The organism is Oceanobacillus sp. FSL K6-0251 (assembly GCF_038004725.1).
In the GTDB taxonomy this organism is placed as follows: Bacteria; Bacillota; Bacilli; order Bacillales; family Amphibacillaceae; genus Oceanobacillus; species Oceanobacillus oncorhynchi.
Genome location: NZ_JBBORS010000001.1, coordinates 3,106,378 through 3,130,641 on the forward strand (window position 1 = coordinate 3,106,378; position 24,264 = coordinate 3,130,641).

The following is a 24,264-nucleotide window of genomic DNA, read 5'->3' on the forward strand; positions in this document are numbered from 1 at the left end:
TACACCTCACTTTATAATTCGCTGCCGACCAGCTTGGTACCTATCCGAATATGTGTTGCACCTTCTTCTACAGCAATTTCATAATCATTGCTCATTCCCATAGACAGGTATTCACATGGTGCATAGTCTAAACCAAGCCCCTTTATACGGTCTCTCAGCAAACGCAATTTTCTAAACAGCGGCCGGGTTTCTTCCGGATTATCGACATGCGGAGCCATCGTCATTAAACCTGCCACCTGTATATGCTCAAATGCCGCTAAATCTTTAATAAACGATTCCACTTCTCCTTCATCTAATCCGTGTTTCGATTCTTCTCCGCTCACATTGACTTGAACAAAGCAGGGCACCGTTTTTTCTGCCCGTTTATTAATCTCTTTCGCCAAAGATTTTCTGTCTAGTGAATGAATATAATCAATATGATGTATGATATCTTTTACTTTTCTGGATTGCAGGGAACCAATGAAATGCCAAGTGGCACTGTCCCTGATCTCTTCAAATTTCGCTAAAAATCCTTCATTTCTATTTTCACCCAGATGAATTACCCCGGCAGATAATGCTTCTTTAGCTCGTTCTATTGTAACATATTTCGTCACTGCGATAATATTAATATCTTCCTTATTTCTGCCTGCTCTCCTTGCAGCCTGCTTGATATCTGCTTGAATTTCCATTAGATTTTCTTTTACTGCAACCATTCTTATCCTCCATTACTTCTTCTGTTTCTCAAATCCAATAAACGCGAGCATTCTCCCTGTTTTTCCATTATCGCGCCGATGAGAAAAGAATAGCTTCTCATCTTGTAATGTACAATATTTTGTTACCTCTATATTATGACGAAAGACGCCAGATTGTACAAGGATATCGACATTAAGCTCTTTTAAATCGATGAAATATTGATTTGGCGATATTTCTTTCGTAAATTTTTGTTTCTGTTCATCAGTTAGATGTGATAAAACAACATCGTCAACAACGTAGTTTTCTTTGGAAATACTCGGGCCTATCACAACTTTCAAATTCTCTATAGAGGCACCGGCTTCTTTCAATTTCTGTACCATTTCCCGGGCAATCTGTCCGACTGTTCCTTTCCAGCCGGCATGAGCAATACCCGCAATTCTTGTGGTCGAATCTGCAAAAAATAATGGAACACAGTCTGCGAAAAAAGCCGTGCCGAGGAGAGAATCCGCCTCATTGATAATTAATCCATCGACACCGGAAATACCGGAATCAAAGGAAATACTGCCCTTTCCCGCATCTTCTTTCCCTGCAAAATGGATGCTTGTTCCATGTACTTGTTCACCGCAAACCCAGCGGTTCAGGGGAATATTTAATTCCTTGCTCAGAATCCGCCGATTTTCCAGCACCTTATTCTCGTCGTCCAACACATGGAGCCCCATATTTAATTGCTTATAAGCCCCCTCACTTACACCGCCATTTTTTGTTGTAAAGCCTGCTACCAGACCTGGAATTTCTTCCTCCAATGAAGATAAATGAAGTCTTGTCTCACTTTTAAGCTGAAATGGCTCCATGTTTTTCCCCTCTTTTCCCCATAATGTCTCCTATTGAACATTATCTTAAATTCAAATTTGTGTCTTATTTTAACACATTATATCGATAATTTCTCCTTAATCTTCGGTATAAAGATCCGGTCCTTTTACTTTCTCCACTAAAATAACATCTTCCCCAATCCGTACAATTTTTTCCCAGGCGATAAAAAGCTCGCCTGCTTTCGCAAACATGCCTGATTTTTTCCCTTTGGCTTCCGCAATAATTGCAATGATTCTTCCGGTTCTTCCATCTATCTCTAAGTCAATGATATGCCCTAACCTTGTTCCATCATCCATGACAATCAATTCTTTTATTTGCAGTTCAGATAGTTTCACCATGCCAGCTCCCTCCTCTTCTTATCCTATGCATTGGAACATGCTTTTTTTCATGGAAAATAAAAAGGAAACAGTTATTTTTGCATGCAAAAAGCCTTGCCGCGGGGACAAGGCTTTTAGTTCCTTATTCAAACATTTGCTTATTCATTTGATGGATAGCTCCTTTTTCAAGTCTGGACACTTGTGCTTGGGATATGCCAATCTCATCCGCCACTTCCATTTGTGTTTTCCCTTGAAAAAAGCGCTTATTTAATATCATCTTTTCCCTAGCATTCAATCTATGCATTCCTTCTTTTAGCGATAGCTTATCAACCCAGGAGGAATCTTTATCTTTTTCATCGCTCAGCTGATCCATGACAAAAATCGGATCGCCGCCATCATTATAAATTGGTTCAAAAAGCGAAACAGGGTCTTGGATGGCATCCAGCGCAAAGACAATATCAGCCTGCTCTACTCCCATTTCCTTGGCGATTTCTGCTGGAGATGGGTCCTTGGATGTTTTACTGATTAATTGTTCCCTGACCTGCAGAGCCCGGTAAGCAATATCACGTAAAGATCTGGATACACGAATTGGATTATTATCCCGCAAGTACCTTCTGATTTCACCGATAATCATCGGAACAGCATAGGTAGAAAAACGTACATTATGGGACAAATCAAAATTATCGATTGATTTCATTAAACCAATACAGCCGACCTGAAATAAATCATCGACATATTCTCCCCGGTTGTTAAAACGCTGAATAACACTAAGAACAAGGCGTAAATTGCCGTTTACCAATTCTTCCCGGGCTGTAATGTCATTTTCTTCTTGCAGCCGGATAAATAGTTTTTTCATTTCTTCGTTTTTAAGTACTGGAAGTTTGGATGTATCAACCCCGCATATTTCAACTTTATGTCTTGCCATTCCCGAAAACCTCCCCAATCTTAGATGCTGTTCAAGGACAGTATCTCCCCGGGAAAAGTTTTTATGCAGGAAAATCATGTAAATAAAGTCAACCTATGCGGCAAACAATTGATATATCAAGTCAAACCATTTTATTAAATTCTTTTTTCAACCGACGTATAATTTTCTTCTCTAAACGGGAAATATAAGACTGGGAAATTCCAAGCATATCTGCTACATCTTTCTGCGTTTTTTCATCATCACCAATCAATCCAAAGCGCAATTCCATGATCTGTTTTTCACGTGCATTTAATTTGCCTAATGCTGATTTTAACAATGATTTATCCACATTCGATTCAATACTTTTGGTAATAATATCTTCTTCAGTTCCTAACACATCCGACAATAAAAGCTCATTGCCGTCCCAATCAATATTTAATGGTTCATCGAAGGAAACCTCTGTCTTTAATTTATTCGTTCTGCGCAGATACATTAAGATTTCATTTTCAATACAGCGGGAGGCATAGGTTGCCAGTTTAATCTTTTTTTCCGGATTAAACGTATTTACCGCCTTAATCAGCCCAATTGTGCCAATACTAATCAGGTCTTCGATGTTAATACCCGTGTTTTCAAATTTTCTGGCAATATAAACAACTAATCTCAAATTTCTTTCAATCAGCATCGACCTTGCCGCTTTATCTCCTTCGGGCAATTTTTTAAGCAATTCCTGCTCTTCTTGCTTTGTCAGCGGCGGGGGTAATGCCTCACTTCCGCCTATATAATAGATTTCCTTTGGTTTTATTCCAATTTTTTTAAGAAATTGATACCAGCGTAATTTAAATTTGAATTTCCAATTAGCCACTTAACGCACGCTCCTTTATGCAGATTGTATGATAGATTGCTTAATGATGAGGGGATGCAGCAAGCAATGATATTGCCCGTCCCTTTCCAATACTCCAAATTGAATTCCAATGAATACATTTACTGCCTGAAGAATTTCGTTATTATAAAAAATTGTCAGTTCCTCAGCCCGAATAGCAAGCATGAAAGAATGTGTTCCATCTACTCCCTGGTAAGGAATTAAATGCAGCTTATCCTCCCATTTCTTTGGCAGCCGGCTGAAGTCTAAATGCTCTTTCATATTTTTCAGCTCTTCCCACTCTTCATCATCGAACCATTGCTTTAAAAACGGCTGATCACAAATGACGACAGGCTGCTTGCTTAATGGATCGACAAGCTGATTTCCGCTGTCGATATAACCAATGGATTCAAAAGACTGATGATTCATTGTTAAGATTACCTTGTACATTTCGTCATATTTCACTTGTTCTCCTACGTGCTCGTCCATTCGTCTCTTTGTAAAATACCAAATAATCGGGAAGCAGGTAATAACAAATATCCAGCTGACAGGATCACCATAGCCTTGGTTGAAGGTGATTATCCCTTCCAAAGAAACAGTTACCGGACGCTGCAGGAAAAAATGTATTGCCATTAACCCGCCTCCAATGGAAAAGGATACAAAATAAAAGAGGCAAATCAGCTTAATAAAGCGATACAGACTCTTAAATCCAAATGTGCTGAAAATGATAATACAAGAGTAGAACAGTTTCCCGGCCACATGATTAAAAAACGAATTTGGATACAAAATCGTCAGCGGAACAATGCATGACGCAATAAATGCCCCTAGAAATAAGCGCCTTCTTTTTACTGGTTTCCGGGCAAGTATTTGTACGAGCATCAGCAGCATTAAATCTACCATAAAATTTAATGCCCAAATAACGTCTAAGTAAATAGACACTCTCTGTTGCACCCCCTAAATTGCTGCTAATCAGAAGAAGCTGTTATCTCCTGCGTACTTTGCTGATCATGATATTCATAGAATGGAAGTAATATATGATGAAAAGTATAGACAATCGAAAGAGAAAAGTCTGTCAATTCTTGTGTGCAAAATTAAGCTATTTAGCACTTATTCTTAGAAATAATGTCTAACGATTTTTGGAATAAAAAAGAGGGGCAAGGAAACTTTACTTTCTTTCCTGTTAGATAAACAAAGAACACCGCTTGGTCTTTAAAGGAGATGAGCTCGGGGCCCACGGAAAGCGGAGTGTATTTCTGGGGCCTAAGATTACTTACCCCATGAAAGCCGTTAGAGCGGCTATATTCAGCATTTTTTATATACTTTCTTACTCTTTAAATAAAAAAATACTGTGCTAAAAGAGTTCTCTTAGCACAGTATTTTTTCGCTTTATCGATTACGATTACGGTTTCTCAAGAAAGTCGGGATATCTAACTCATCTTCCTCGGGACGAGGCTTAGAAGGTGATGGATTGGATGTTTCTCTTTCCCTGACAGGAGTTGATTCATTTGTTTGCTGTGTAGCAGCCTGCTGGGTTTGTCCTATATTTGGACGCTGTTGTTTTTGACGCGTATCTGCTTTTGGCTGAGCATTTTCATCAAAACCGGTAGCAATGACAGTTACAACAATTTCATCATTAAGGTTCTCATTAATTACAGACCCAAAGATAACATTCACTTCTTGATCCGCTGCAGAAGTAACTAAGTCAGCTGCTTCCTGCACTTCATACAAGCTCAGGTTTGTACCGCCTGTGATATTCATTAAAATACCATGCGCTCCATCGATAGAAGTCTCCAGCAGCGGGGAAGAAATTGCTTTTTTAGCAGCTTCTGTTGCTCTTGTTTCGCCAGTTGCGATACCAATACCCATTAAAGCAGAACCTTTATCATACATAATCGTTTTCACGTCAGCGAAGTCAACGTTAATAAGACCTGGCTTCGCAATTAAATCGGATATGCCTTGTACACCTTGACGAAGCACATTATCCGCTTCACGGAAGGCTTCCAGCATCGGTGTATTTTTATCTACAATTTCAAGCAGTCGATCGTTTGGAATAACAATTAGTGTATCCACGCTTCCTTTCAGCGTATCGATACCGGAAATCGCCTGTGTTGATCTTCTTCTGCCTTCAAAAGAAAACGGACGAGTAACAACACCAACTGTCAGCGCTCCTAAATCTTTAGCTACCTGTGCAATGACCGGAGCTGCTCCAGTTCCTGTACCGCCGCCCATTCCAGCAGTAACAAAAACCATATCAGCACCTTTTAACACTTCTTCTAACTGCTCTTTACTTTCTTCTGCTGCTTTTTTCCCTACTTCCGGGTTAGCGCCGGCTCCAAGACCACGGGTTAATTTCCCGCCGATTTGTATCTTGGATTCAGCCATCGAAAGATTTAAAGCTTGAGAATCTGTGTTTACTGCGATAAATTCGACACCTTCTACGCCATGCTCAATCATACGGTTAACAGCATTGTTACCGCCGCCGCCAACTCCAATAACTTTTATCGTTGCTAATTCTTCCATGTTTGTATCAAAATCTAACATATTATGGTTTCCTCCTAGTCTACTAATTACGAACAATTCCTCGTTTCAACTTCTGTTAAAAGAAATTAATCAAAGAAATATTTGAATAGGTTAGCAAATCCTGATTCTTTTTTCTTGCCTTGTTTCTTTTTCTTCTCGCCTGCAGGTCTGGATTGCTTCACTGGCTGCTGCTCCGCTTCCCCATCTATTGCTACAGCAGGATATAATTCTTTCCCTTGTATTTTCGCATTACGATAAGCAAATTGTAAAATACCGACACCTGAAGTAAACTGTGCTTCCCTGACACCAATATAATCCGGGACAGCTACACGTACATGAGAATAAAACAAGTCTTGCGCTAATTCCAAGCTCCCCGGCATAGCCGTGGTGCCTCCTGTCAATACGAAACCGCCAGGCAGCTCCTGAAAGCCCATTTTCCGAATTTCCCTATCAATATAAGTGTATATTTCTTCTAATCTAGCTTCTATCATATCAGCTAATTGAAGTTGATTAAATACCTGTTTTTGATTGCTTCCGATTGTTGTGACTTCAAATGTCTCATCTTCAGAAGCATCGTTGTAAAATGCATAGCCATAATTTAGTTTGATCTGCTCTGCTTCTTCTGTAGAAATACGCAGGCCGACGGATAAATCTTTCGTTATATTGTCTCCGCCTAAATTAATAACACTTGTCGCAGCCAAATGATCATTTTCAAATACAGATACCGTTGTACAGCCTCCTCCGATATCAATCAGGGCAGAGCCCATATTCATCTCATCCTTTGATAAAGCAACTGTTCCGGCAGCAAGCGGCTGAAGACAAATATCAGATACTTCCAAATTAGCCCGTTCCACACATTTTAAGATATTATGCAAAATCGTTTTTGAGCAGGTGATAATCGTTCCTTCCATCTCCAGACGGACACCAATCATCCCTCTCGGATCCGTAATTTCATCTAATCCATCCACAATAAATTGCTTCGGAATCACATCGATGATTTCCCGCTCCGGCGGAATAGAAATCACTTGAGCTCCGTCAATTACTCTCGTTACATCTTCATCATTTATTTCCCGATTCTCACTTTGTACAGCGACAACGCCATGACAAGGCTGAAGCTGGATATGGGATCCGTTTATCCCCACTACTACGCGGTGAATTTCCATCCCTACCATTCGTTCTGCTTGTTCTACTGCATTCCTGATAGAATGAACAGTCTGATCAATATCAATTATAGCACCCTTCTTCATTCCGTTTGACGCTGCAGTACCTACTCCAATAATATTTAAAGAGTCTTGTTGTACTTCTCCAATAATTACTTTTATCGTGTTTGTCCCAATGTCAAGACTAACTAATATCTCACTGTTGTTCAAAAAAGAGCACCTCCCCGTAAAAATATGCTGACGATATTTTTACTGCCACGTTATCCTTTGTATAGTCTTTAATTCTAAAAGAAAATGAATAAAAAATAAACATATTTTATGCTTATTTTTTTCAAGTAATCTATTTCTATAAAAATCGACATTATACCATTCGTTAAAAAAGGATGATATATGACTTCATTCTGCAAATTATTCATTTCCTGTTTCTTCATTTTCTTCATTAATTTCCTCATTGAGTTCTTCAATTTCGTCTTCGATATCTACTTCTTCCATTTCATCTTTTTGAAAAGATTCGAAATAAATGCCGACACCTATATGAATGATACCACTATCCTCTTCGTCAAGCTGTGACACAATAGAAGGATAGTAATCCAATCTGTCCAACATTTGATCTGCAATGCCTTCTACCAGAAACCCATCACTCATATACAATCTAACCTGCAGCGTATCCTCTTCTTCATCTGAATCTTTTCGTTCAATCTCAGAAATCATATTAAAAATACTTGGGCGAACATTATCCATGGCTGTTGCCAATTCTGTTAATTGCGCTTCATTAAAGCCTGTTATTAATGGAGCATTGCTGATAGAGTTTTGTGCATTTTGCTGGATGACTTGACCGTCTGCAAGAACCGGGTAAAATTCCCTTTCGTCCTGAACATAGCCAAGGACAGGCTGTTCTTCTACCTCAATCACAACGGTGCTGGGAAAACTCCGATTAATAGATGCATGTTCAATGACGGGATTTTCTTCCATCCCGGCTGCAACAGATGATCCATTCATGGACCAGATATTTGTTCCTTCTGTTACCCCTGACTCATCTATTATATACTCATCCGTTAAGAATACATTGCCGTTTACTTCAATCGTGCGTATTTCACTCCATGGAGATTGCAAGTAAACAATGATAGCAATGAGAAAGAAAAATATAGATAGATAAAATATTAATCGTCTGTTTGCTTTTTTCTTCCTAGCTTGCTTCAATTTTGGAATTCGATCCTCAATCGAAACGATATTTTTATCACTCATCTCCATTTCTTCCTTTATCCATTATTTTCAGGGAATATAACTGTATCAGTTTACTCCCTAGTATTTACAAAAATTATATCATAAATTATGGTGCTACACGTCATTGACTTCTATTGTTTCTGAAGTTTTTTCTTTTTTATCACGGATAACCCGTCCGCAGAAGTTTTCTTACTTCTTCCATGGACGGGATTTACGTTTTATATAAATGTTCTTCGCTGCTATTTTAAATAATCGGCTTCGTACTTTTTTCCATACTTTTGGCGTGCCTGCTGATACTTAGAAGAATCCCGGCCGCACAAAGTGTTAACGTCAGTGATGAACCGCCGTAGCTGAGAAAAGGCAGGGTAATTCCCGTTACCGGAATCAATCCGATGACTACACTAATATTAATCATCGCCTGTAATGCTAACATACTTGCGATTCCCAGCGCTAACAGCCTGCTAAATAAATCCGGAGCTTCAATAGCAATTTTAATCCCTCTCCATAATAGCAGAAAAAACAATAAAATAGTTGTACAACCTCCAATTAAACCTAATTCCTCACCAATGATTGAAAAAATAAAATCTGTCTGCGGCTCCGGCAGATAAAAATATTTTTGCAGGCTGTTGCCCAGCCCCAGTCCCATCAGTCCCCCGGGACCGATAGCATAAAGAGATTGAATAATTTGAAATCCATGTCCTAGCGGATCCTCCCATGGGTTTAAGAAAGCCAGAATCCGATTAATCCGGTAAGGTGCAGAAGCAATCAATCCGATAAACCCAATAATTCCAATGCCGGCCAGTCCAAAAAAATGAGAAAGCTTTGCACCTGCCACAAAAAGCAGAATCATGCATGTTAAGACCAGCACCATTCCAGTTCCTAAATCTGGCTGAAGCATAATCAGACCAAATGCCGTAAAAATCAATAGAAGGCACGGGAAAAACCCTTTTTTAAACGAGGTAATATATTTTTGATGATCAGATAATATAGATGCCAGAAAAATAATTAAACCCAGCTTCATAAATTCAGAGGGCTGAATACTGAATGCACCGATGCCAATCCAGCTCTGTGCTCCTCCGCGCACCATGCCGATTCCCGGAATAAGCACAAGGAGAAGCAGAACAAAGCAAGAAAATAATAAAATCTTTGCATACTTTTTCCATATATAATAAGGAAAGTAAGAGATAACAACCATTCCGATAAACCCGATGCCGGCAAATAAAAGCTGTCTTTTTAAGTAATAAAATGCATCATTGAACTTATACTCCGACCAAATATAGGATGAGCTGTAAACCATCAGCATACCGATACATAAAAGGAGAATGATTATTCCAAATAATACTCTGTCTACTTTATTTTGATTTTGAATGAACTTAGACAAAAATACCCCTTCTTTCCATGAGATAAACTTTGGAAATAGGGGCATTTTAAATATGCTGTATCATTCTCGGCTTGTCCGAATATGGTTTGCTGTTTAGGATTAGTATTTGTTCAAGCCCCTTACTTCATTGTATGAACTGCTTGAACAAATATGTCTCCTCTTTCTTCAAATGTTTTGTACTGATCCCAGCTCGCACATGCGGGAGAAAGCAATAGGATATCACCTTCATCTGCTAATGAAAAACCGGTTTTAGCTGCATCATCTACGCCGGCTGCGTGCTCAATCACCTGGATACCGGCTTCTTTTCCAACTCGCTCTAGTTTCGGTGCCGTCTCTCCAAATACAACCATTGCTTTAACATGATGCAAATGTGGAATCAGCTCATCAAATTCATTCCCGCGATCTAAGCCGCCTGCAAGAAGGACAATATCCTTTTTAAAGGAATCTAATGCTTTTTGCGTAGCTAGGATATTTGTTGCTTTCGAATCATTGTAAACATAGCGGCCATGCAGCAGCCCGACAAACTCTAAACGATGCTTGACACCGGAAAAAGTTTTTAAGACATGCTGTATGCCTTCATTAGTTGCTCCATTTAATTTTGCTGCTGCAACAGCTGCCAGGATATTCTCTAAGTTATGCTTCCCGACCAAGACAATATCCTCTAAAGGAATAATTGCTTCATCGAAAAAGTATACATGCGTATCATCTGCCCAAGCGCCTGTATGATACAGATTTTTTGTTGCCGAAAAGGCTATATTTTTTGCTTTTGTACCCTTCACTTTTTCTTCAAGTGTCGGATCATCAGCATTATATACCAGATAATCATCGGCATGCTGGTTTTTAAATATATTACATTTAGCTCTGACATAGCTTTCTAAATCGCCGTGATAATCCAAATGCGCTTCATAAATGTTTAAAAGGACTGCTGTCGATGGACGAAATGTATTTATTCCCTGCAGCTGAAAGGAGGATAGTTCCATTACCACCTTTTCATCTGCTTGCATCGTTTGGGCCACTTCCGTTGCAGCAATTCCAATGTTCCCGGCAAGCTTTACCTTACAATCACTTTTTTCCAGCATTTCCGTAACTAACGTTGTTGTGGTTGTTTTTCCATTGGAACCAGTAATTCCGATAATCGGCTGTTCGGTTATATAAGCTACCAATTCCACCTCTGTAATTACCGGAATACTGCGTTTCTGTGCTTCTGCAACAACCGGATGATCATAACGGATACCCGGGTTTTTAACAACCATCTCTATCCCTTCTAAAACACTTAGCGGATGAGAGCCGAGCACAAGACGGGCTCCTTTTTCCTGAAGCGCCAAAACAGGTACATCTTCATAGGATGCTGCCGCATCATTCACCGTTACATCCTTGCCGCTCTCCAACAAAACATTCGCAGCAGCTGTACCGCTTCGGGCCAATCCTAAGACAAGCACTTTTTCGGGAAATTGTTTCCATGTGTTCATTAGATACCCACCTCAATATAAATAGCAAGAATCGCAAATAGCAGGCCGACAGACCAGAATGTGGTAACGACTCTCCATTCTGACCATCCTACCAGCTCATAGTGGTGATGCAGCGGGCTCATTTTGAAAATACGTTTTCCTGTCGTTTTAAAGGAAATAACCTGAATAATAACAGATAAGGTTTCAATAACAAACACACCGCCGATAATTACTAATAAAATCTCCAGCTTCAGAAGTATCGCAATGGCAGCAATTGCTCCCCCTAACGCCAATGATCCTGTATCTCCCATGAACACCTTGGCAGGGTGCGCGTTAAACACTAAAAATCCTAACAGAGCGCCGACAACTGCTAAAGCAAAGACGGTTACCATATCATTTGGCACGCCATACCAGGCAATAATGGCAAAAGCACCGAAAGCAATCGCTGCAGTACCAGCTAATAAACCATCTAAGCCATCCGTTAAATTAACAGCATTGGAGGCTCCTACAAGCATTACAATAATAAGAATTGCATAGAACCAGCCAATATCAAATTCAACCGTTGTTCCCGGAATGGCAATTGCTGACGAGAAGTCTTCCTGCCCGCGCAAAACAAAATAAAATACAAGTGCAATAATAATTTGTCCAAATAGCTTCTGCTTTGAAGTTAAGCCTAGATTTCGTTTCATTACTACTTTAATATAATCATCTAAAAACCCTAGTAAGCCATAGCCAAATAACACAAAAAGTAACAGCCACAGCTCATAGCCGATCCCTGTGTCCATTCTCATTCCCATAATCAGGGATGTAATCACAATACTGAATACAATCATAACTCCGCCCATTGTCGGTGTTCCTGATTTCTTCTGATGAGACTCAGGGCCTTCTTCTCTAATACTCTGTCCAAACTTTAATCGTCTTAAAAAAGGGATAAAAATTGGAGATAGAAGAACTGTTATAAGAAACGCTACTGCGATTGTAATTAATAAACCTGTAATATTCATTTTCTCTCCACCTCATTTGTAACCATTTATAGAATTGTTAACAAAGCATGCCAGAATCAGTGCAATTCTTATGAGCATTTGCTGAAACTTCTCTAATCCTCAAATCCACCGCACTGATTCTGTTTCCTGATGATGTAAACAATACCTATAAGATGCCTTAACGTAATTGTTCTAAAAATGTTTCAAATTTCATTCCTCTTGATGCTTTCAGCAAAATAAGGTTTTCCGGTTTCAGATATTGTTCAATCTGATTCACCAGCTCCTGCTTATCCTGCAAGTGGACAGCAATCAGCTCCGTACCTTTCTTTTTTAATTCGTCATGTATGTAATGCGAATGATTACCATACGTATACACTGCTGTAATATCAGAATGAATAACATCTGCAATTCCGCGATGAAATTCTTCTGCATAATCACCAAGCTCTAAAATATCACCTAATACAAGTATTTTATGCTGATAGCCTTTCATTTCTTCGACTACTTGAATCGATGCTTTCATAGATGCAGGAGAAGCATTATAAGCATCATTAATAATCGTAATACCATTTTTGCCTGTATGCTTTTCAAAGCGCATTTTCGTCATTTCTAATTGTCCGAACGCTTTCTGGATTGTTTCAGGAGCTATTCCCATCCCGGATGCCAGTTGAATAACATAAGCGGCATTTTTTGCGTGATGCTTTCCTAAGAGCGGGATCTGGTAAGTTTTCTCTCCTGCATCAAAGGTTGTCGTTTCTTCCTCTACGGTGATATTGCGAACCACTACATCATTGTCTTCACTGAAGCCGACCCGTGTTTTAGCTACAGGCACAGCTGCATCTGTTAACAGCGGTTCGTCCCCATCAATAACCAATGTACCCTCTGGCTTGATACCCGACACAATTTCTAATTTGGCTTTGGCTATTCCTTCTTTAGAGCCTAAATTTTCAATATGCTGCCCATCAATATTGGTAATAATCGCCTGATTCGGCTCCCCGATCTTACTCAACATCTCGATTTCTCCAAAATGGTTCATCCCCATTTCAAGAATCAGCACTTCTGTTTTCCGGTCCATCGATAAAATCGTCAATGGGAGCCCGATATGATTATTGAAATTCCCCTTTGTAGCATGGGTTTTAAACGTTGTCTGCATGACAGCATTAGTCAGGTCCTTCGTCGTTGTTTTCCCATTTGATCCGGTAATCCCAATAACAGTCGGGTTGACGTCCTTCCGATACGCAACAGCCAGCTCCTGTAATGCTTTTACAGTGTCCTCTACAAATAATATCAGCAGAGAGTCAGGAAGATTTGACGGAAGCGGCTTTTCTTTCTGCCAAAAGGCTGCTGCTGCCCCGTTCTCCACTGCTCCGCCAATAAATTGATGTCCATCAAACCGTTCACCAGCAATTGGTACATAGAGCCCGTGGTTTGTATTCACCCGGCTATCATGGACTACTTCATGAATTTCTAAATCAGCGGAGACGTTCCCTTGATGCCGGGGGAATAATTTCATTAATTGTGATGCAGTAAATAACATCTTTTACTCCCCTTTCTCTTTAATTGCTTCCCGGGCAATTTGACGATCGTCGAAATCAAATTTTTTCTTGCCGATGATTTGATAGGTTTCATGTCCCTTGCCCGCAATCAAAATAATATCATCCTTTTGAGCAAGCTTCACCGCATGCTTAATGGCTTCTGTCCGGTCCACAATTACTTCAAAGGTTGCTTCCTCTTCCGTTAAATGACTTGTCATATCATCAAGGATTTGCACCGGGTCTTCTGTACGCGGATTATCGGATGTGAACAGCGCATGGTCTGCATACTTAACAGCAACATCCGCCATTAACGGCCGTTTAGTACGGTCGCGGTCCCCACCGCAGCCCACAACTACATACACTTTACGCTCTGCAAATTCCTTGCTCGTTTGAAGCACATTTTCTAATGAATCCGGTGTATGCGCAAAATCAACAATGACAGAAAAATCTTGACCTTCATTAATTGGTTCAAACCGGCCATCTACCCCTTTTGTATTCTCCAGGGCTTCTTTAATCACATCTAAATCCACCTTCGATGCGATAGCAGCGCCGCTCGCCGCAAGCATATTATACACATTGAACATGCCGATTAAACCAGTTTTAATATGGACTGTGCCTATTGGAGTCACAAGGTTAAATGCCACACCGGCAGGAGAAAGCATAATATTTTTTGCCATTATATCCGCATCCTGCTTGCAGCTGTAAGTTAATACCTGCTGCGCTGTACTTCGTTTTAATAAGTCGCTTGAAGCATCATCCTCGTTGATAATTGCATATTTTTTCTTCCCTTGATGATAGTCATTCCCTAAACCGGCAAAGAGAAGACTCTTCGCCCGCAAATAATCATCCATATCTTTATGATAATCGAGATGATCCTGCGACAGATTTGTAAAAATACCAATGTCATAATCACAGCCAAAAACTCTTCCCATGTCTAAAGCATGCGAAGAAACCTCCATAATAACCTGGTCTGTTTCTTTTTTTTGCATTTGATGAAAGATGCGATTTAACTCTAATGCATCAGGTGTCGTATTATTTACTGGAAATGTTTCATCGCCAATTTTCACTTGGATGCTGCCAATGACACCCGATTTCTTACCCTGTTTTTCAAAAATAGTATCTAATAAATAGGTCGTGGTTGTTTTACCATTTGTGCCGGTAACCCCAATCAGCGGAAATTTCGTTGTTGGATAATCATAGTATGCGGCTGACAGCATCGCCAAGGCACGTCCCGTGTCTCTGACCCGGATAAGTGGAATATCACCGCTGACGTTTACGTCCCTGGAAATAACTGCAGCCGCAGCACCTTTGTCTATCGCTTGCTGCAGAAAATTATGACCGTCCACAGTATAGCCTTCAATACAGACAAATAAGCTCCCCGGCTCTACTTTTCTGGAGTCCATTTCTACATTGACAATATTTATATCTTTAATAGATTCTGATGTTTGATAGAATTCGATTCCATCCAATAATTCTTTTAGTCTCATTTTTTACACCCTATTTCTGTTCTTTTCCTTTTAATGTATTCTCGAAAAAACTATCGTTTAAGAGGGTTGTCATGAATGTTCTGTTCACATTTTTGCTGGACTTGTTAAACATCCTCTTACAACAGAATCTATTATAGCAAATTTTTAACGATTTAACGATTATTTTTATGACCTAATATTAATCGAATCGTACTTCCAGATTCCAGCATTGTTCCCGCACTTGGGGATTGATCAATGATTTCATCCCCTTCACCGTTTACTTCAATGGAAAGATCTAACGGATATTCCGCCAGTTTATCTGTACTTTCACCTATAAAATCCGGTACTTCAATTTTAGGCTGGTCCGGCCAGGCATATTCTTTTTCTAATCCATCTGTCCGCGGTTCTACATTCATCGCCCGCAGGCTGTCACCAATAATCGTTCCGACAACTGGCGCAGCAACAACACCGCCGAATTGAATCGTATCCTTTGGATTATCGACAGCAAGATAAACAACAATTTCCGGATCGTCCGCCGGTGCAAAGCCAATAAAGGATACAATATAGTTATTTTCTAAATATCCGCCGTTCGGTCCTACCTTTTGAGCGGTCCCCGTTTTCCCGCCGACACGATATCCATCGACATAAGCAGGTCTTCCTGTTCCCTGAGCAACTACTGTCTCTAAGGTTTCCCGAATCGTTTCGGAGGTCTCCTGGGAGATAACCTGTTCCTTTAACTGCGGCTCATAGGTTTCAACCGCTTCTCCGGTCACAGGGTCCACCCATTCTTTCGCAATCATCGGTTCGTATAAATAACCGCCGTTTACCGTTGCTGCAACAGCCATCACCTGCTGAATCGGCGTTACCGAAACACCCTGTCCAAAGGATGTGGTTGCCAGCTCCACAGGACCGACATTTTCTGGTTTAAATAGGATTCCGTTTCCTTCTCCCTGCAAATCAATCCCTGTCTTCCTCCCAAAACCAAAAGCATCAATATAAGAAAAAAGCTTTTCCGTACCAAGCATTTGTCCTAAATTAACAAATCCCGGGTTACAGGAATTCTGAACAACCTCAAGATACGACTGATCTCCATGCCCACCGCGTTTCCAGCAATGAATCGTTGCTCCGCCGACTTTAATATCGCCATCATCGTAAAAACGATCTTTTTCTAAATCAACGACTCCCTCTTCTAAAGCAGCAGCTAACGTAATGATTTTAAAGGTTGACCCTGGCTCATAGGTGCTCCAAATAGGCAAATTCCTGCCAAATATAGATGCATCCACGTCCTGATAATTTTCCGGATCAAAATTGGGACGGCTGGACATCCCCAGCACACCGCCTGTTTTAGGGTCAACTGCAATGGCCATCGCCCCATCCGGATTATATTCCGCTACAATCTGGTCTAACTCTCTTTCCATAATGGTGGTTACTTTGTTATTAATCGTTGTTTTTAAATTCAAACCATCTTTTGGAGATGTATATTCGTCTGCCAGCTGCTCTAATCTTCCACCTTTGGCATCGGAATAAAATGACAGCCTCCCATTTTCTCCTTTTAATTTATCATCATAGTACAATTCAAGTCCCATTAACCCCTGATTATCAATCCCTGTAAATCCGAGCACATGTGATAAAGCACTGTTATTTGGATAGTGACGCTTGGAATCCTTCGCTAAATAAACACCATCCAAATCCAGTTCTCGAATCGCCTGTTCCTGCTCATTATTTATTTTAATACCTTCAGGGCGCACCATCACACTGGATGAATTCTGTGTAACTAATTCCAGCATTCTGTCCTCTGGCACGTCAAGGACCTCCCCCAGAAGCTTCGCTGTATTTTCTGGTTCTTTAATTTGCCGCGGCATCAGTAATACCGTAGGAGCAGTTACATTCTCTGCAAGGATTTCTCCCTCCGAATCAAGGATATACCCTCTTTCTGCAGCAAAAGTGATATCTCTTGTCCATAAATCATTGGCACTGTCAGATAAATCATCACTTAATACCAGTTGAACATAGGCTAATCTTGCAATAATAACCAGAAAAATTAAAATCGCAAATAAAAAAACAGTAATCATTCGTTTTTTTATGATAATGGTGGATGCGCGTTTCATGAAAGAACTCCTTTCAACCTGCTTTGTATCCACTATATGAATGTAAAAAATGGAATAGAACAAGCTATCTTTTCTACTTGTCCCTCATGTATTTCTATTGAGAACAGATTCTCCTAAACTTAGGCTTATAGTATGACTGTCGTAAAAAAAGGCTTGCTGAAAAAGTAATCCTTTTTTCAGCAAGCCTTCTCTCTATTCCTCTTCAGTTTCTTCGTTCCCTGCTTCGTCGTTGTTATTTCCTTCTTCTGTTTCCTCTTCACCTGCATTATCATCATCATTTTCATCAGATGATTCTCCGGAAGGAACTTCTAATTCAAAACCTAAATAGTCACCTTCCTGAATCGGTTTTCCAACTTCGATACCCTGTGAAGTGACATAACCATTACCGAATCTTTCTGTCTGCAGATTCAGCAGATCAGCAAAGCTCATCACTTCTCTTAACGACCATCCTGTTATATCAGGCATTGTTGGTTCATCTGTAAGCAACAGAACTTTTTCATTTGGCAGTATTCTCTCTCCTGCTTCCACATTACTGGCAACAATGGTTTCTCCCTCGCCAATCAGAATTGGCTGGACTCCTTGTTCCTCTAATTCAGACTGAACACTTTCTGCAGATTGCTCTGCTACTTCAGGGAATTCCACCTCTTGAATCTTGTTAGATTCATCTTCTTCGGGCTCTACATCTAAATAATGAAGACTATTTTCAACTACATTATTAAAGATAAACGCAAGCGGGGCGGAACCTGATTCTGTATCCTCCAATTCCGGCTGCTGAATAGATACATAAACCATTAACTGAGGATCATCCATTGGAGCCATCCCTAAAAAGGAAAACACATGATTTTCTTTTCCAGTTAAATAGCCGCCGCCTTCAGGGTCCGGCATTTGTGCGGTTCCAGTTTTGCCTCCAACCACATAATCATCTAATTTATATGGGGCGCCGGTTCCATCCTCATCATTCACTACAGAAGCAAGCAATTCTTTCATTTCTTCCGCAGTTTCCGGTGAAATTGGCTGACCGGTGTATTCTGCTTCGGTTTCTTCCAGTACATTGTTTGTCGTAGAATCAACAATTTTATCCACTACATACGGCTTTACCATTTGTCCGTCATTTGCGATGGCTGAAGCAGCTCTCATCTGCTGTATCGGGGTAACAGTTGTCCCTTGACCAAAAGCCGTTCTTAACTTCTCTGATGGCCAATTATATTGTATCCGGCCGACAGATTCATCAGGAAGGTCAATTCCGGTAGTTTCTTCAAAACCGAACGCCTGGATATATTCATAGAATTCATCTGCGCCAATATCTTCCCAAAGCAATTTAGAAGCTGCTACGTTGGAAGAACGCATAAAGCCTTCATCGTAGGAAATCGTCCCCCATCCTTCTCCTTGATTATGATCTCTGATTTCCTCAATTCTTTCATTGGGCTGATACGTTCCCGATTCAAATGTATCTTCTCCATTATAGACACCTTCTTCAATCGCTGCTGCCCAAGTAAATATTTTAAATGTTGATCCCGGCTCAAATGGAGAAGAAATCGGATCATTATACCAGTTCTCTACATTTTCAGGGCTATTTGGGTTAAAACTTGGCCGTGTACTCATCGCCATAATCTCACCCGTTTTTGGATCCATAATAATTGCATTCATTTTCACAGGATTATATTGTTCATCTACCTGTGTCATTAAATCCTCCAGCAAGGTTTGGATTTTTTGATCAATGGTTAAATAAACCTGATCCCCATCCTCCGGCTCTTGAATAATTTCATCAGGATCCAATAGTTTGCTGTTAAAACGGTCACGCTGATAGGAAATAAATCCATCCTTTCCTCCAAGGACCTCATTCATGACATTTTCCATTCCAGTTACACCGGTGATGCTGTGTTCAATGCCATCCTCGGTTTCTTCTTCCACTTCGCGGGCAAAACCAATAATATGTGAAGCAAACATACCATTTGGATAATACCGCATCGGCTCTTCGTCAAAGTAGATACCTGGAATTTCTGCTTCTTCAATGGCTTCTTTTTCTTGTTGAGACAGCTGACGTCCCAGCTGACCAAATTCAACCTGAAATCTCTCCGATTCTACCGCTTCATCCAGTATCCCTTTTATTTCACTTTCATCCTCATCTAAAATAGATGCCAATTCTTCCGCTGTTTCCTCCGTGTCTGAAACGTGCAGGGCTTCCGGTGAATTTTCTGAGTATCCTTCATCTAAGATGGCGTACATCCGATACGCCGGACGGTCATAAGCTAATACCATGCCATTCTTATCCATGATTTGTCCACGCTCTGCATTCATCTTATAGGAGGTTGTCCGCTGGTTTTCTGCCCATTCATCCAATGCAACGCCGCTAACTTCGCCCGTTGCCTGTATATACATAAACCTGCCTGCAAGCACAAGGAATAAAGCAACGAAAACTAGCATATAAATGCTAGCCATGACATTTGCCGTCTTATTTTTTTTCATGTTCAAGAAACCCCTTGCTAGTTGTTAACTGTTTCTGCTTGTTTCACTTCCGAATTTTGGATTTTCAAACCGTTTTTCTCTGCAATCTCTGTGATTCTTTCTGGACGCGACAGTTCCTCTCTCTCAAAATTTAAGTTTTCATTTACGATTTTTTGCTGATTTATGGAGTTTTCTAATTGCTGTACTTCCCGATTTAAGCTATCTGTCCCAGAAGCATAGGAAACCATTCCGATTCCAAATACTAAAATCGCAGCACTGGTAACCGAATAAATCACTTTTTCGCCTTTACTGATCCAAGGTGTTTTCTTTACCTTTTTGACTATCGTTTTCGTTTCTTCTTGGGGATTATATTGGGGATTTACTTGCCACTTTCTAGCCTGATTTTCACTCATTACTTTTTCCACCCTTCTTCATAACGGAAATCATTATTCCATTCATTTATTTTTTCGACAATCCGCAGCTTGGCCGAACGGGATCGTCTATTTTCATCCAGCTCATCCGTATGAGCTATTATTGGTTTTCTGGTTATTAATTTAAATGGAGCCTGGTGTGTTTCCGGGACAATAGGAAGGTTCCTGGGTACAGGTTTATCTGTACTCCATGTTTTAAAAGCCTGCTTACAAAGACGATCCTCTAATGAGTGGAATGTGATGACTGCAATTCTTCCATTTACGCCTGTCAATTCTGCAGCTTGATGAAGTGCCTGGTTAAACACTTCCAGCTCATTATTCACAGCGATTCTTATCGCCTGGAAAATACGTTTTGCCGGATGACCGCCTTTTCTTCTGGCGGGTGCAGGTATCGCGTCTTTAATAATATCTACCAGCTCTCCGGTCGTTTCAATCGGTTTTTCCTCTCTTGCTTTTTCAATTTTACGGGCAATCCCTTTGGAAAATTTCTCCTCACCGTATCGAAAAAAGATAGATACCAATTGTTCATAGGTCCATTCATTTACCACTTTATATGCAGTGAGAACCTGAGATTGGTTCATACGCATATCTAATTTTGCATCCTGATGATAGCTGAAACCTCTGTCTGCCTGATCTAATTGCGGGGAAGAAACCCCTAAATCAAAAAGAATTCCATCAGCTTGTACCACCCCGAGCTCTGACAGACTTTTTACCAGCCCTTGAAAATTAGAGTGTATAAATGTAATTTTTTCTTGATGTATACGTAAGCGTTCCCGGGCAGCTTCTAATGCCTGAATATCTTGGTCAAAAGCAAAAAGCCTGCCGTTTTCATTCAATCTTGAGGCAATTTCTAAGGAATGACCGCCGCCTCCAACCGTACAGTCTACATAAGTACCATCCGGCTTTATTTTTAATCCTTTTATTGTTTCTTCTTTTAAAACACTGTAATGCTCAAACATTTTAGCCACCAACTTTTTTATCCTTATAATACGTGTTGAAATTAAATATCAAAATCCATTAGGTTCTCAGCAATCTCGGCAAACGATTCTTCAGATTCTTCCACATACGTATTCCAATGATCGCTCGCCCAAAGCTCCACACGATTGGAAACACCAATCACATTGCAATCCTTCTCCAAGTTAGCGTAGGTCCGAAGATTCGCAGGAATATTTATTCTTCCCTGTTTATCCACTTCGCATTCCACAGCACCAGAGAAAAAGAAACGTGTAAAAGCCCGGGCATCCTTTTTAGTCAGTGGGAGTTGCTTTAACTTTCCTTCTAAAATTTCCCATTCTTGCTTAGGGTATGCGAATAAACACTTATCGAGTCCACGCGTTAATACAAAACTTGTCCCTAATTCTTCTCTGAACTTGGAAGGGACAATGATTCGTCCTTTTGTATCAATGCTATGCAGGAATTCTCCCATGAACATATAGACGCCCCCTACTTTCGTAAATTCATAATACCACATCCCCCCACTATGCTCCACTATTTCTTCAAAAATATTTTATTTCTCTTTTCTATTGTGTTTTATATCTCTTTTTAAGACATGAAAAAAACTGCCATATCAATAGATAGACAGTTTTTCTTCCAACTATATAGTTGTGGTGGAGAGTTGTGGGGGGATTTTATTCAACCACCCAATGTCCTTGTTCCATATCAAATGAAAAGGCAGTCAGCTGTGAAATAAACTCTGTACCATAGTGGTTCCATAAGAATAACGGATTCCAAACGCGCTCCTGCAAGCCTCCATTCGGATGAAGCACTTGCTCCAGCTGATTAAATTCACGTAAAACTTTAGCATGCTTCTTTTCAAATTCCTTATGGAACCGCTTGTTCATAAATTGAATATCCTCTAATAAGTAAGCTAAATTCTTTTTGCTCAGCGACTGAATATCGTCACCCATTTCAGAAGCCATCTCCCGGATTGGCTGGTGCGCTTCTTTAATTTTCTCCGCCACGTCTTCTGTTATTTGATCAATTTCCTGCTGACCATTTCTCTCCATGTAATCTTTCACCGTCGCTTGAACGCCATTTAAGATAACATCTTTCACCGTCAGCTGATATTTTGTGACTAATTTTTTCGTAGCTGCGTCTAAAAAAGTCAGGGAAAGCCTTGGCACAACTGGCGGCATTTGCAGGTTCATTACATGAAAACCCGCCTTTAATCCAGCCCAATAAGCTATCTCCCCGGGACCGGCTATAAAAGCCAGCGTAGGAAACATATACTCTTGCATAATTGGTCTTGTTACCACGTTATTGCTTAGTTTCCACGGTGTATTTCTGGCAATATCCTTGAGTTCCTCCACAGTGAAGGAAATCTCCTGCTGCTTACCGACCCAGTTTCCACTCTCGTCTACGTTCAACAAAATTCTTCCTTGTATATCATCATGGTAAAATATATTCCCATCTGATGTATCTGCTTCAATAGCAAGCGGATACTGATGCTTTTCTAACGTTTCCAGCGTCTTGACTACGGAACCGCTGATTTGAGATTGATTCTGAATTAATTCCACAAAACACTCTGATTCCAGTTTACGAAATGCTGCGTTGCCAGAATCCACTAATATAATCCCTTGATTTGGAAATAGTGCAAAAATAAGACGAGCAAAAAAATCAATGTAATTAGAAGCTTTTTGTTGTATTTCCTGAATCACTGTGTAGATGTCTCTTGTATGTGCTGTCTCAGGCAAAGCTTCAAATACAGCTTCCACCCATTTGGAGAGTTCTTTCTTATCCATTTCTAATTCCGAAACAGCCTTTTTCCCCGCATCTATATTTTTAGTCCGCAGCTTTAGCTTATGAAAATCTCCATTGTCTTTCGGACAATAAATATGATTGATTTCCTCAAAATCATGATCTTCACCAGCAATCCAAAAAACCGGGACAACTGGTGCTTCCAATAGTTTTTCTTGCTGTTTCGCCAGTTCAAGAATAGAAATAATTTTATTGATTGTATAAATAGGTCCTGTCAAAAGGCCCGCTTGCTGTCCGCCGATAACAACCGTGCTCTGTTTATCGTTTAAACGTTCAATTTGTTTAAGTGTTTCTTCCGGCGCTCCCCATTCTTTGTTTAATGTATGTAATACATTCGTCAGCCCATGCCGGTCAAAATCTTTTTCAGCTACATCTTGTAATCGTTTATGAAAATCATTATATGGATGGTAATCAAACAACTGTGTTATATTTTCTGCTTCTTTTTTATAATCAGCTACTAACCTGTTGGCAGCAGGCAAAGTTAACGAATTTATCTGCATATCATTTTCCCCTTATATCGATTTGAATACATTCCGTATTGTACAGAAAAAACAGCAAGAATCAAACTAATCTGCTTCCGGGGAAACGAATAAACTTTTTTCAGAAGAAGTTTATTTTATCTCAAATGAGAAAGAGAATCTCTATTCAACGAGAGCTTTTCACTCCCCGTATCGTGGCGGGGCTGGCGCAGCATTCTCCGGAAAGCAAAAAAAGCTTGTAGAGACAGCTTTTCTTCCAGGCCCTGTGCCCTTAACTGGTTACCTATATTCTTACTGCGCATTTTAAGATAATACTTCTTTGATAATATAAACAAGACTTAAAACAAGATAAGCAGAAGAGAATAATAAAAATGCACTTCTCCAAACAATTTTAATTGCTTTTGAAATCTCTATATCACTTTGTTTCTGATATTGATGAATCAATATTCCCGTCAAACTTATCAGAAACAGCAGGATTATCCAGCCAAAAAAGCTTCGATCAAACAAAAGCTGCAGCAAGACACCTACACCTAAGATAAAAAAGATCGCTGACCACTGGACAGCATTATGTACAGCTTTCCATGTATGTTGTTTCCGGAGCTTCGTTATCCCATAAGCTAAAAAAGTAATGATGAATGGGAATGCAATAAAAAGAGCTATTGTATAATATATATAATCTCTCATCCTTTTCCTCCCTGCTTTTAAACA

21 protein-coding genes are annotated in these 24,264 nt (G+C 40.0%); all 21 read right to left on the reverse strand.

Annotation, left to right across the window (positions count from 1 at the left end):
- Positions 1–11: 11 nt before the first annotated feature.
- Positions 12–692: a YggS family pyridoxal phosphate-dependent enzyme gene (locus MKY45_RS15555; protein WP_193063328.1), complete on the reverse strand. Its 681-nt coding sequence runs from the start codon at positions 690–692 to the stop codon at positions 12–14.
- Positions 693–704: 12 nt separating this feature from the next.
- Positions 705–1,523, reverse strand: a complete 819-nt coding sequence (pgeF, locus tag MKY45_RS15560) for a peptidoglycan editing factor PgeF (RefSeq protein ID WP_193063326.1) — start codon at positions 1,521–1,523, stop codon at positions 705–707.
- 96 nt (positions 1,524–1,619) lie between these two features.
- Positions 1,620–1,880, reverse strand: coding sequence for a YlmC/YmxH family sporulation protein (locus MKY45_RS15565; RefSeq protein WP_040979961.1), 261 nt, complete (start codon positions 1,878–1,880; stop codon positions 1,620–1,622).
- Positions 1,881–2,001: 121 nt separating this feature from the next.
- A complete protein-coding gene (gene sigG, locus MKY45_RS15570) occupies positions 2,002–2,784 on the reverse strand; it encodes an RNA polymerase sporulation sigma factor SigG (RefSeq protein WP_193063324.1) in 783 nt (260 codons plus the stop codon).
- Between the two features lie 121 nt (positions 2,785–2,905).
- On the reverse strand, positions 2,906–3,625 hold the full coding sequence (sigE, locus tag MKY45_RS15575; RefSeq protein WP_193063322.1) for an RNA polymerase sporulation sigma factor SigE: 720 nt from the start codon (positions 3,623–3,625) through the stop codon (positions 2,906–2,908).
- Positions 3,626–3,640: 15 nt separating this feature from the next.
- A complete protein-coding gene (gene spoIIGA, locus MKY45_RS15580; protein ID WP_193063320.1) occupies positions 3,641–4,561 on the reverse strand; it encodes a sigma-E processing peptidase SpoIIGA in 921 nt (306 codons plus the stop codon).
- A gap of 447 nt (positions 4,562–5,008) precedes the next feature.
- Entirely contained in the window at positions 5,009–6,163 is a 1,155-nt protein-coding gene (gene ftsZ, locus MKY45_RS15585) for a cell division protein FtsZ (protein ID WP_042535178.1), read from the reverse strand.
- Positions 6,164–6,228: 65 nt separating this feature from the next.
- Positions 6,229–7,512, reverse strand: a complete 1,284-nt coding sequence (ftsA, locus tag MKY45_RS15590) for a cell division protein FtsA (RefSeq protein WP_042535180.1) — start codon at positions 7,510–7,512, stop codon at positions 6,229–6,231.
- Between the two features lie 198 nt (positions 7,513–7,710).
- Complete coding sequence (locus MKY45_RS15595) at positions 7,711–8,547, reverse strand: cell division protein FtsQ/DivIB (protein WP_042535183.1); 837 nt, start codon at positions 8,545–8,547, stop codon at positions 7,711–7,713.
- A 223-nt stretch (positions 8,548–8,770) separates the two neighbouring features.
- Complete coding sequence (gene spoVE / locus MKY45_RS15600; protein ID WP_256706326.1) at positions 8,771–9,895, reverse strand: stage V sporulation protein E; 1,125 nt, start codon at positions 9,893–9,895, stop codon at positions 8,771–8,773.
- 131 nt (positions 9,896–10,026) lie between these two features.
- Positions 10,027–11,376, reverse strand: coding sequence for a UDP-N-acetylmuramoyl-L-alanine--D-glutamate ligase (murD, locus tag MKY45_RS15605; protein WP_042535187.1), 1,350 nt, complete (start codon positions 11,374–11,376; stop codon positions 10,027–10,029).
- On the reverse strand, positions 11,376–12,359 hold the full coding sequence (gene mraY, locus MKY45_RS15610; RefSeq protein WP_042535188.1) for a phospho-N-acetylmuramoyl-pentapeptide-transferase: 984 nt from the start codon (positions 12,357–12,359) through the stop codon (positions 11,376–11,378). The genes murD and mraY overlap by 1 nt, the downstream gene beginning before the upstream one ends.
- A 157-nt stretch (positions 12,360–12,516) precedes the next feature.
- Positions 12,517–13,872 carry a UDP-N-acetylmuramoyl-tripeptide--D-alanyl-D-alanine ligase gene (locus MKY45_RS15615; RefSeq protein ID WP_042535190.1) on the reverse strand — a complete coding sequence of 452 codons (1,356 nt, stop codon included), beginning with the start codon at positions 13,870–13,872 and terminating at the stop codon, positions 12,517–12,519.
- 3 nt (positions 13,873–13,875) lie between these two features.
- Complete coding sequence (locus MKY45_RS15620; RefSeq protein WP_193063314.1) at positions 13,876–15,357, reverse strand: UDP-N-acetylmuramoyl-L-alanyl-D-glutamate--2,6-diaminopimelate ligase; 1,482 nt, start codon at positions 15,355–15,357, stop codon at positions 13,876–13,878.
- Between the two features lie 152 nt (positions 15,358–15,509).
- Positions 15,510–17,444, reverse strand: a complete 1,935-nt coding sequence (locus MKY45_RS15625; protein ID WP_042535193.1) for a stage V sporulation protein D — start codon at positions 17,442–17,444, stop codon at positions 15,510–15,512.
- A gap of 192 nt (positions 17,445–17,636) precedes the next feature.
- Positions 17,637–19,910 carry a penicillin-binding protein gene (locus MKY45_RS15630; protein ID WP_341173092.1) on the reverse strand — a complete coding sequence of 758 codons (2,274 nt, stop codon included), beginning with the start codon at positions 19,908–19,910 and terminating at the stop codon, positions 17,637–17,639.
- A gap of 17 nt (positions 19,911–19,927) precedes the next feature.
- A complete protein-coding gene (ftsL, locus tag MKY45_RS15635) occupies positions 19,928–20,302 on the reverse strand; it encodes a cell division protein FtsL (protein ID WP_042535197.1) in 375 nt (124 codons plus the stop codon).
- Positions 20,302–21,279, reverse strand: a complete 978-nt coding sequence (gene rsmH, locus MKY45_RS15640; RefSeq protein ID WP_341173486.1) for a 16S rRNA (cytosine(1402)-N(4))-methyltransferase RsmH — start codon at positions 21,277–21,279, stop codon at positions 20,302–20,304. Before rsmH ends, ftsL begins: the two co-directional genes overlap by 1 nt.
- 41 nt (positions 21,280–21,320) lie before the next feature.
- Positions 21,321–21,752: a division/cell wall cluster transcriptional repressor MraZ gene (mraZ, locus tag MKY45_RS15645; protein ID WP_042535199.1), complete on the reverse strand. Its 432-nt coding sequence runs from the start codon at positions 21,750–21,752 to the stop codon at positions 21,321–21,323.
- Between the two features lie 196 nt (positions 21,753–21,948).
- Positions 21,949–23,577, reverse strand: coding sequence for a bacillithiol biosynthesis cysteine-adding enzyme BshC (gene bshC, locus MKY45_RS15650; protein WP_341173093.1), 1,629 nt, complete (start codon positions 23,575–23,577; stop codon positions 21,949–21,951).
- A 282-nt stretch (positions 23,578–23,859) separates the two neighbouring features.
- On the reverse strand, positions 23,860–24,240 hold the full coding sequence (locus MKY45_RS15655) for a DUF3397 domain-containing protein (protein ID WP_193063310.1): 381 nt from the start codon (positions 24,238–24,240) through the stop codon (positions 23,860–23,862).
- Positions 24,241–24,264 lie beyond the last annotated feature (24 nt).

Coding starts and splice junctions, on each gene's coding strand:
- MKY45_RS15565 (WP_040979961.1), bottom strand. CDS start 1,880: ATGGTGAAACTATCTGAACTGCAAATAAAAGAATTGATTGTCATGGAT.
- mraZ (WP_042535199.1), bottom strand. CDS start 21,752: ATGTTCATGGGAGAATTCCTGCATAGCATTGATACAAAAGGACGAATC.
- ftsL (WP_042535197.1), bottom strand. CDS start 20,302: ATGAGTGAAAATCAGGCTAGAAAGTGGCAAGTAAATCCCCAATATAAT.
- murD (WP_042535187.1), bottom strand. CDS start 11,376: ATGAACACATGGAAACAATTTCCCGAAAAAGTGCTTGTCTTAGGATTG.
- MKY45_RS15555 (WP_193063328.1), bottom strand. CDS start 692: ATGGTTGCAGTAAAAGAAAATCTAATGGAAATTCAAGCAGATATCAAG.
- MKY45_RS15615 (WP_042535190.1), bottom strand. CDS start 13,872: ATGTTATTTACTGCATCACAATTAATGAAATTATTCCCCCGGCATCAA.
- MKY45_RS15655 (WP_193063310.1), bottom strand. CDS start 24,240: ATGAGAGATTATATATATTATACAATAGCTCTTTTTATTGCATTCCCA.
- sigG (WP_193063324.1), bottom strand. CDS start 2,784: ATGGCAAGACATAAAGTTGAAATATGCGGGGTTGATACATCCAAACTT.
- ftsZ (WP_042535178.1), bottom strand. CDS start 6,163: ATGTTAGATTTTGATACAAACATGGAAGAATTAGCAACGATAAAAGTT.
- bshC (WP_341173093.1), bottom strand. CDS start 23,577: ATGCAGATAAATTCGTTAACTTTGCCTGCTGCCAACAGGTTAGTAGCT.
- pgeF (WP_193063326.1), bottom strand. CDS start 1,523: ATGGAGCCATTTCAGCTTAAAAGTGAGACAAGACTTCATTTATCTTCA.
- MKY45_RS15630 (WP_341173092.1), bottom strand. CDS start 19,910: ATGAAAAAAAATAAGACGGCAAATGTCATGGCTAGCATTTATATGCTA.
- MKY45_RS15595 (WP_042535183.1), bottom strand. CDS start 8,547: ATGAGTGATAAAAATATCGTTTCGATTGAGGATCGAATTCCAAAATTG.
- MKY45_RS15625 (WP_042535193.1), bottom strand. CDS start 17,444: ATGAAACGCGCATCCACCATTATCATAAAAAAACGAATGATTACTGTT.
- mraY (WP_042535188.1), bottom strand. CDS start 12,359: ATGAATATTACAGGTTTATTAATTACAATCGCAGTAGCGTTTCTTATA.
- rsmH (WP_341173486.1), bottom strand. CDS start 21,279: ATGTTTGAGCATTACAGTGTTTTAAAAGAAGAAACAATAAAAGGATTA.
- MKY45_RS15620 (WP_193063314.1), bottom strand. CDS start 15,357: ATGAGACTAAAAGAATTATTGGATGGAATCGAATTCTATCAAACATCA.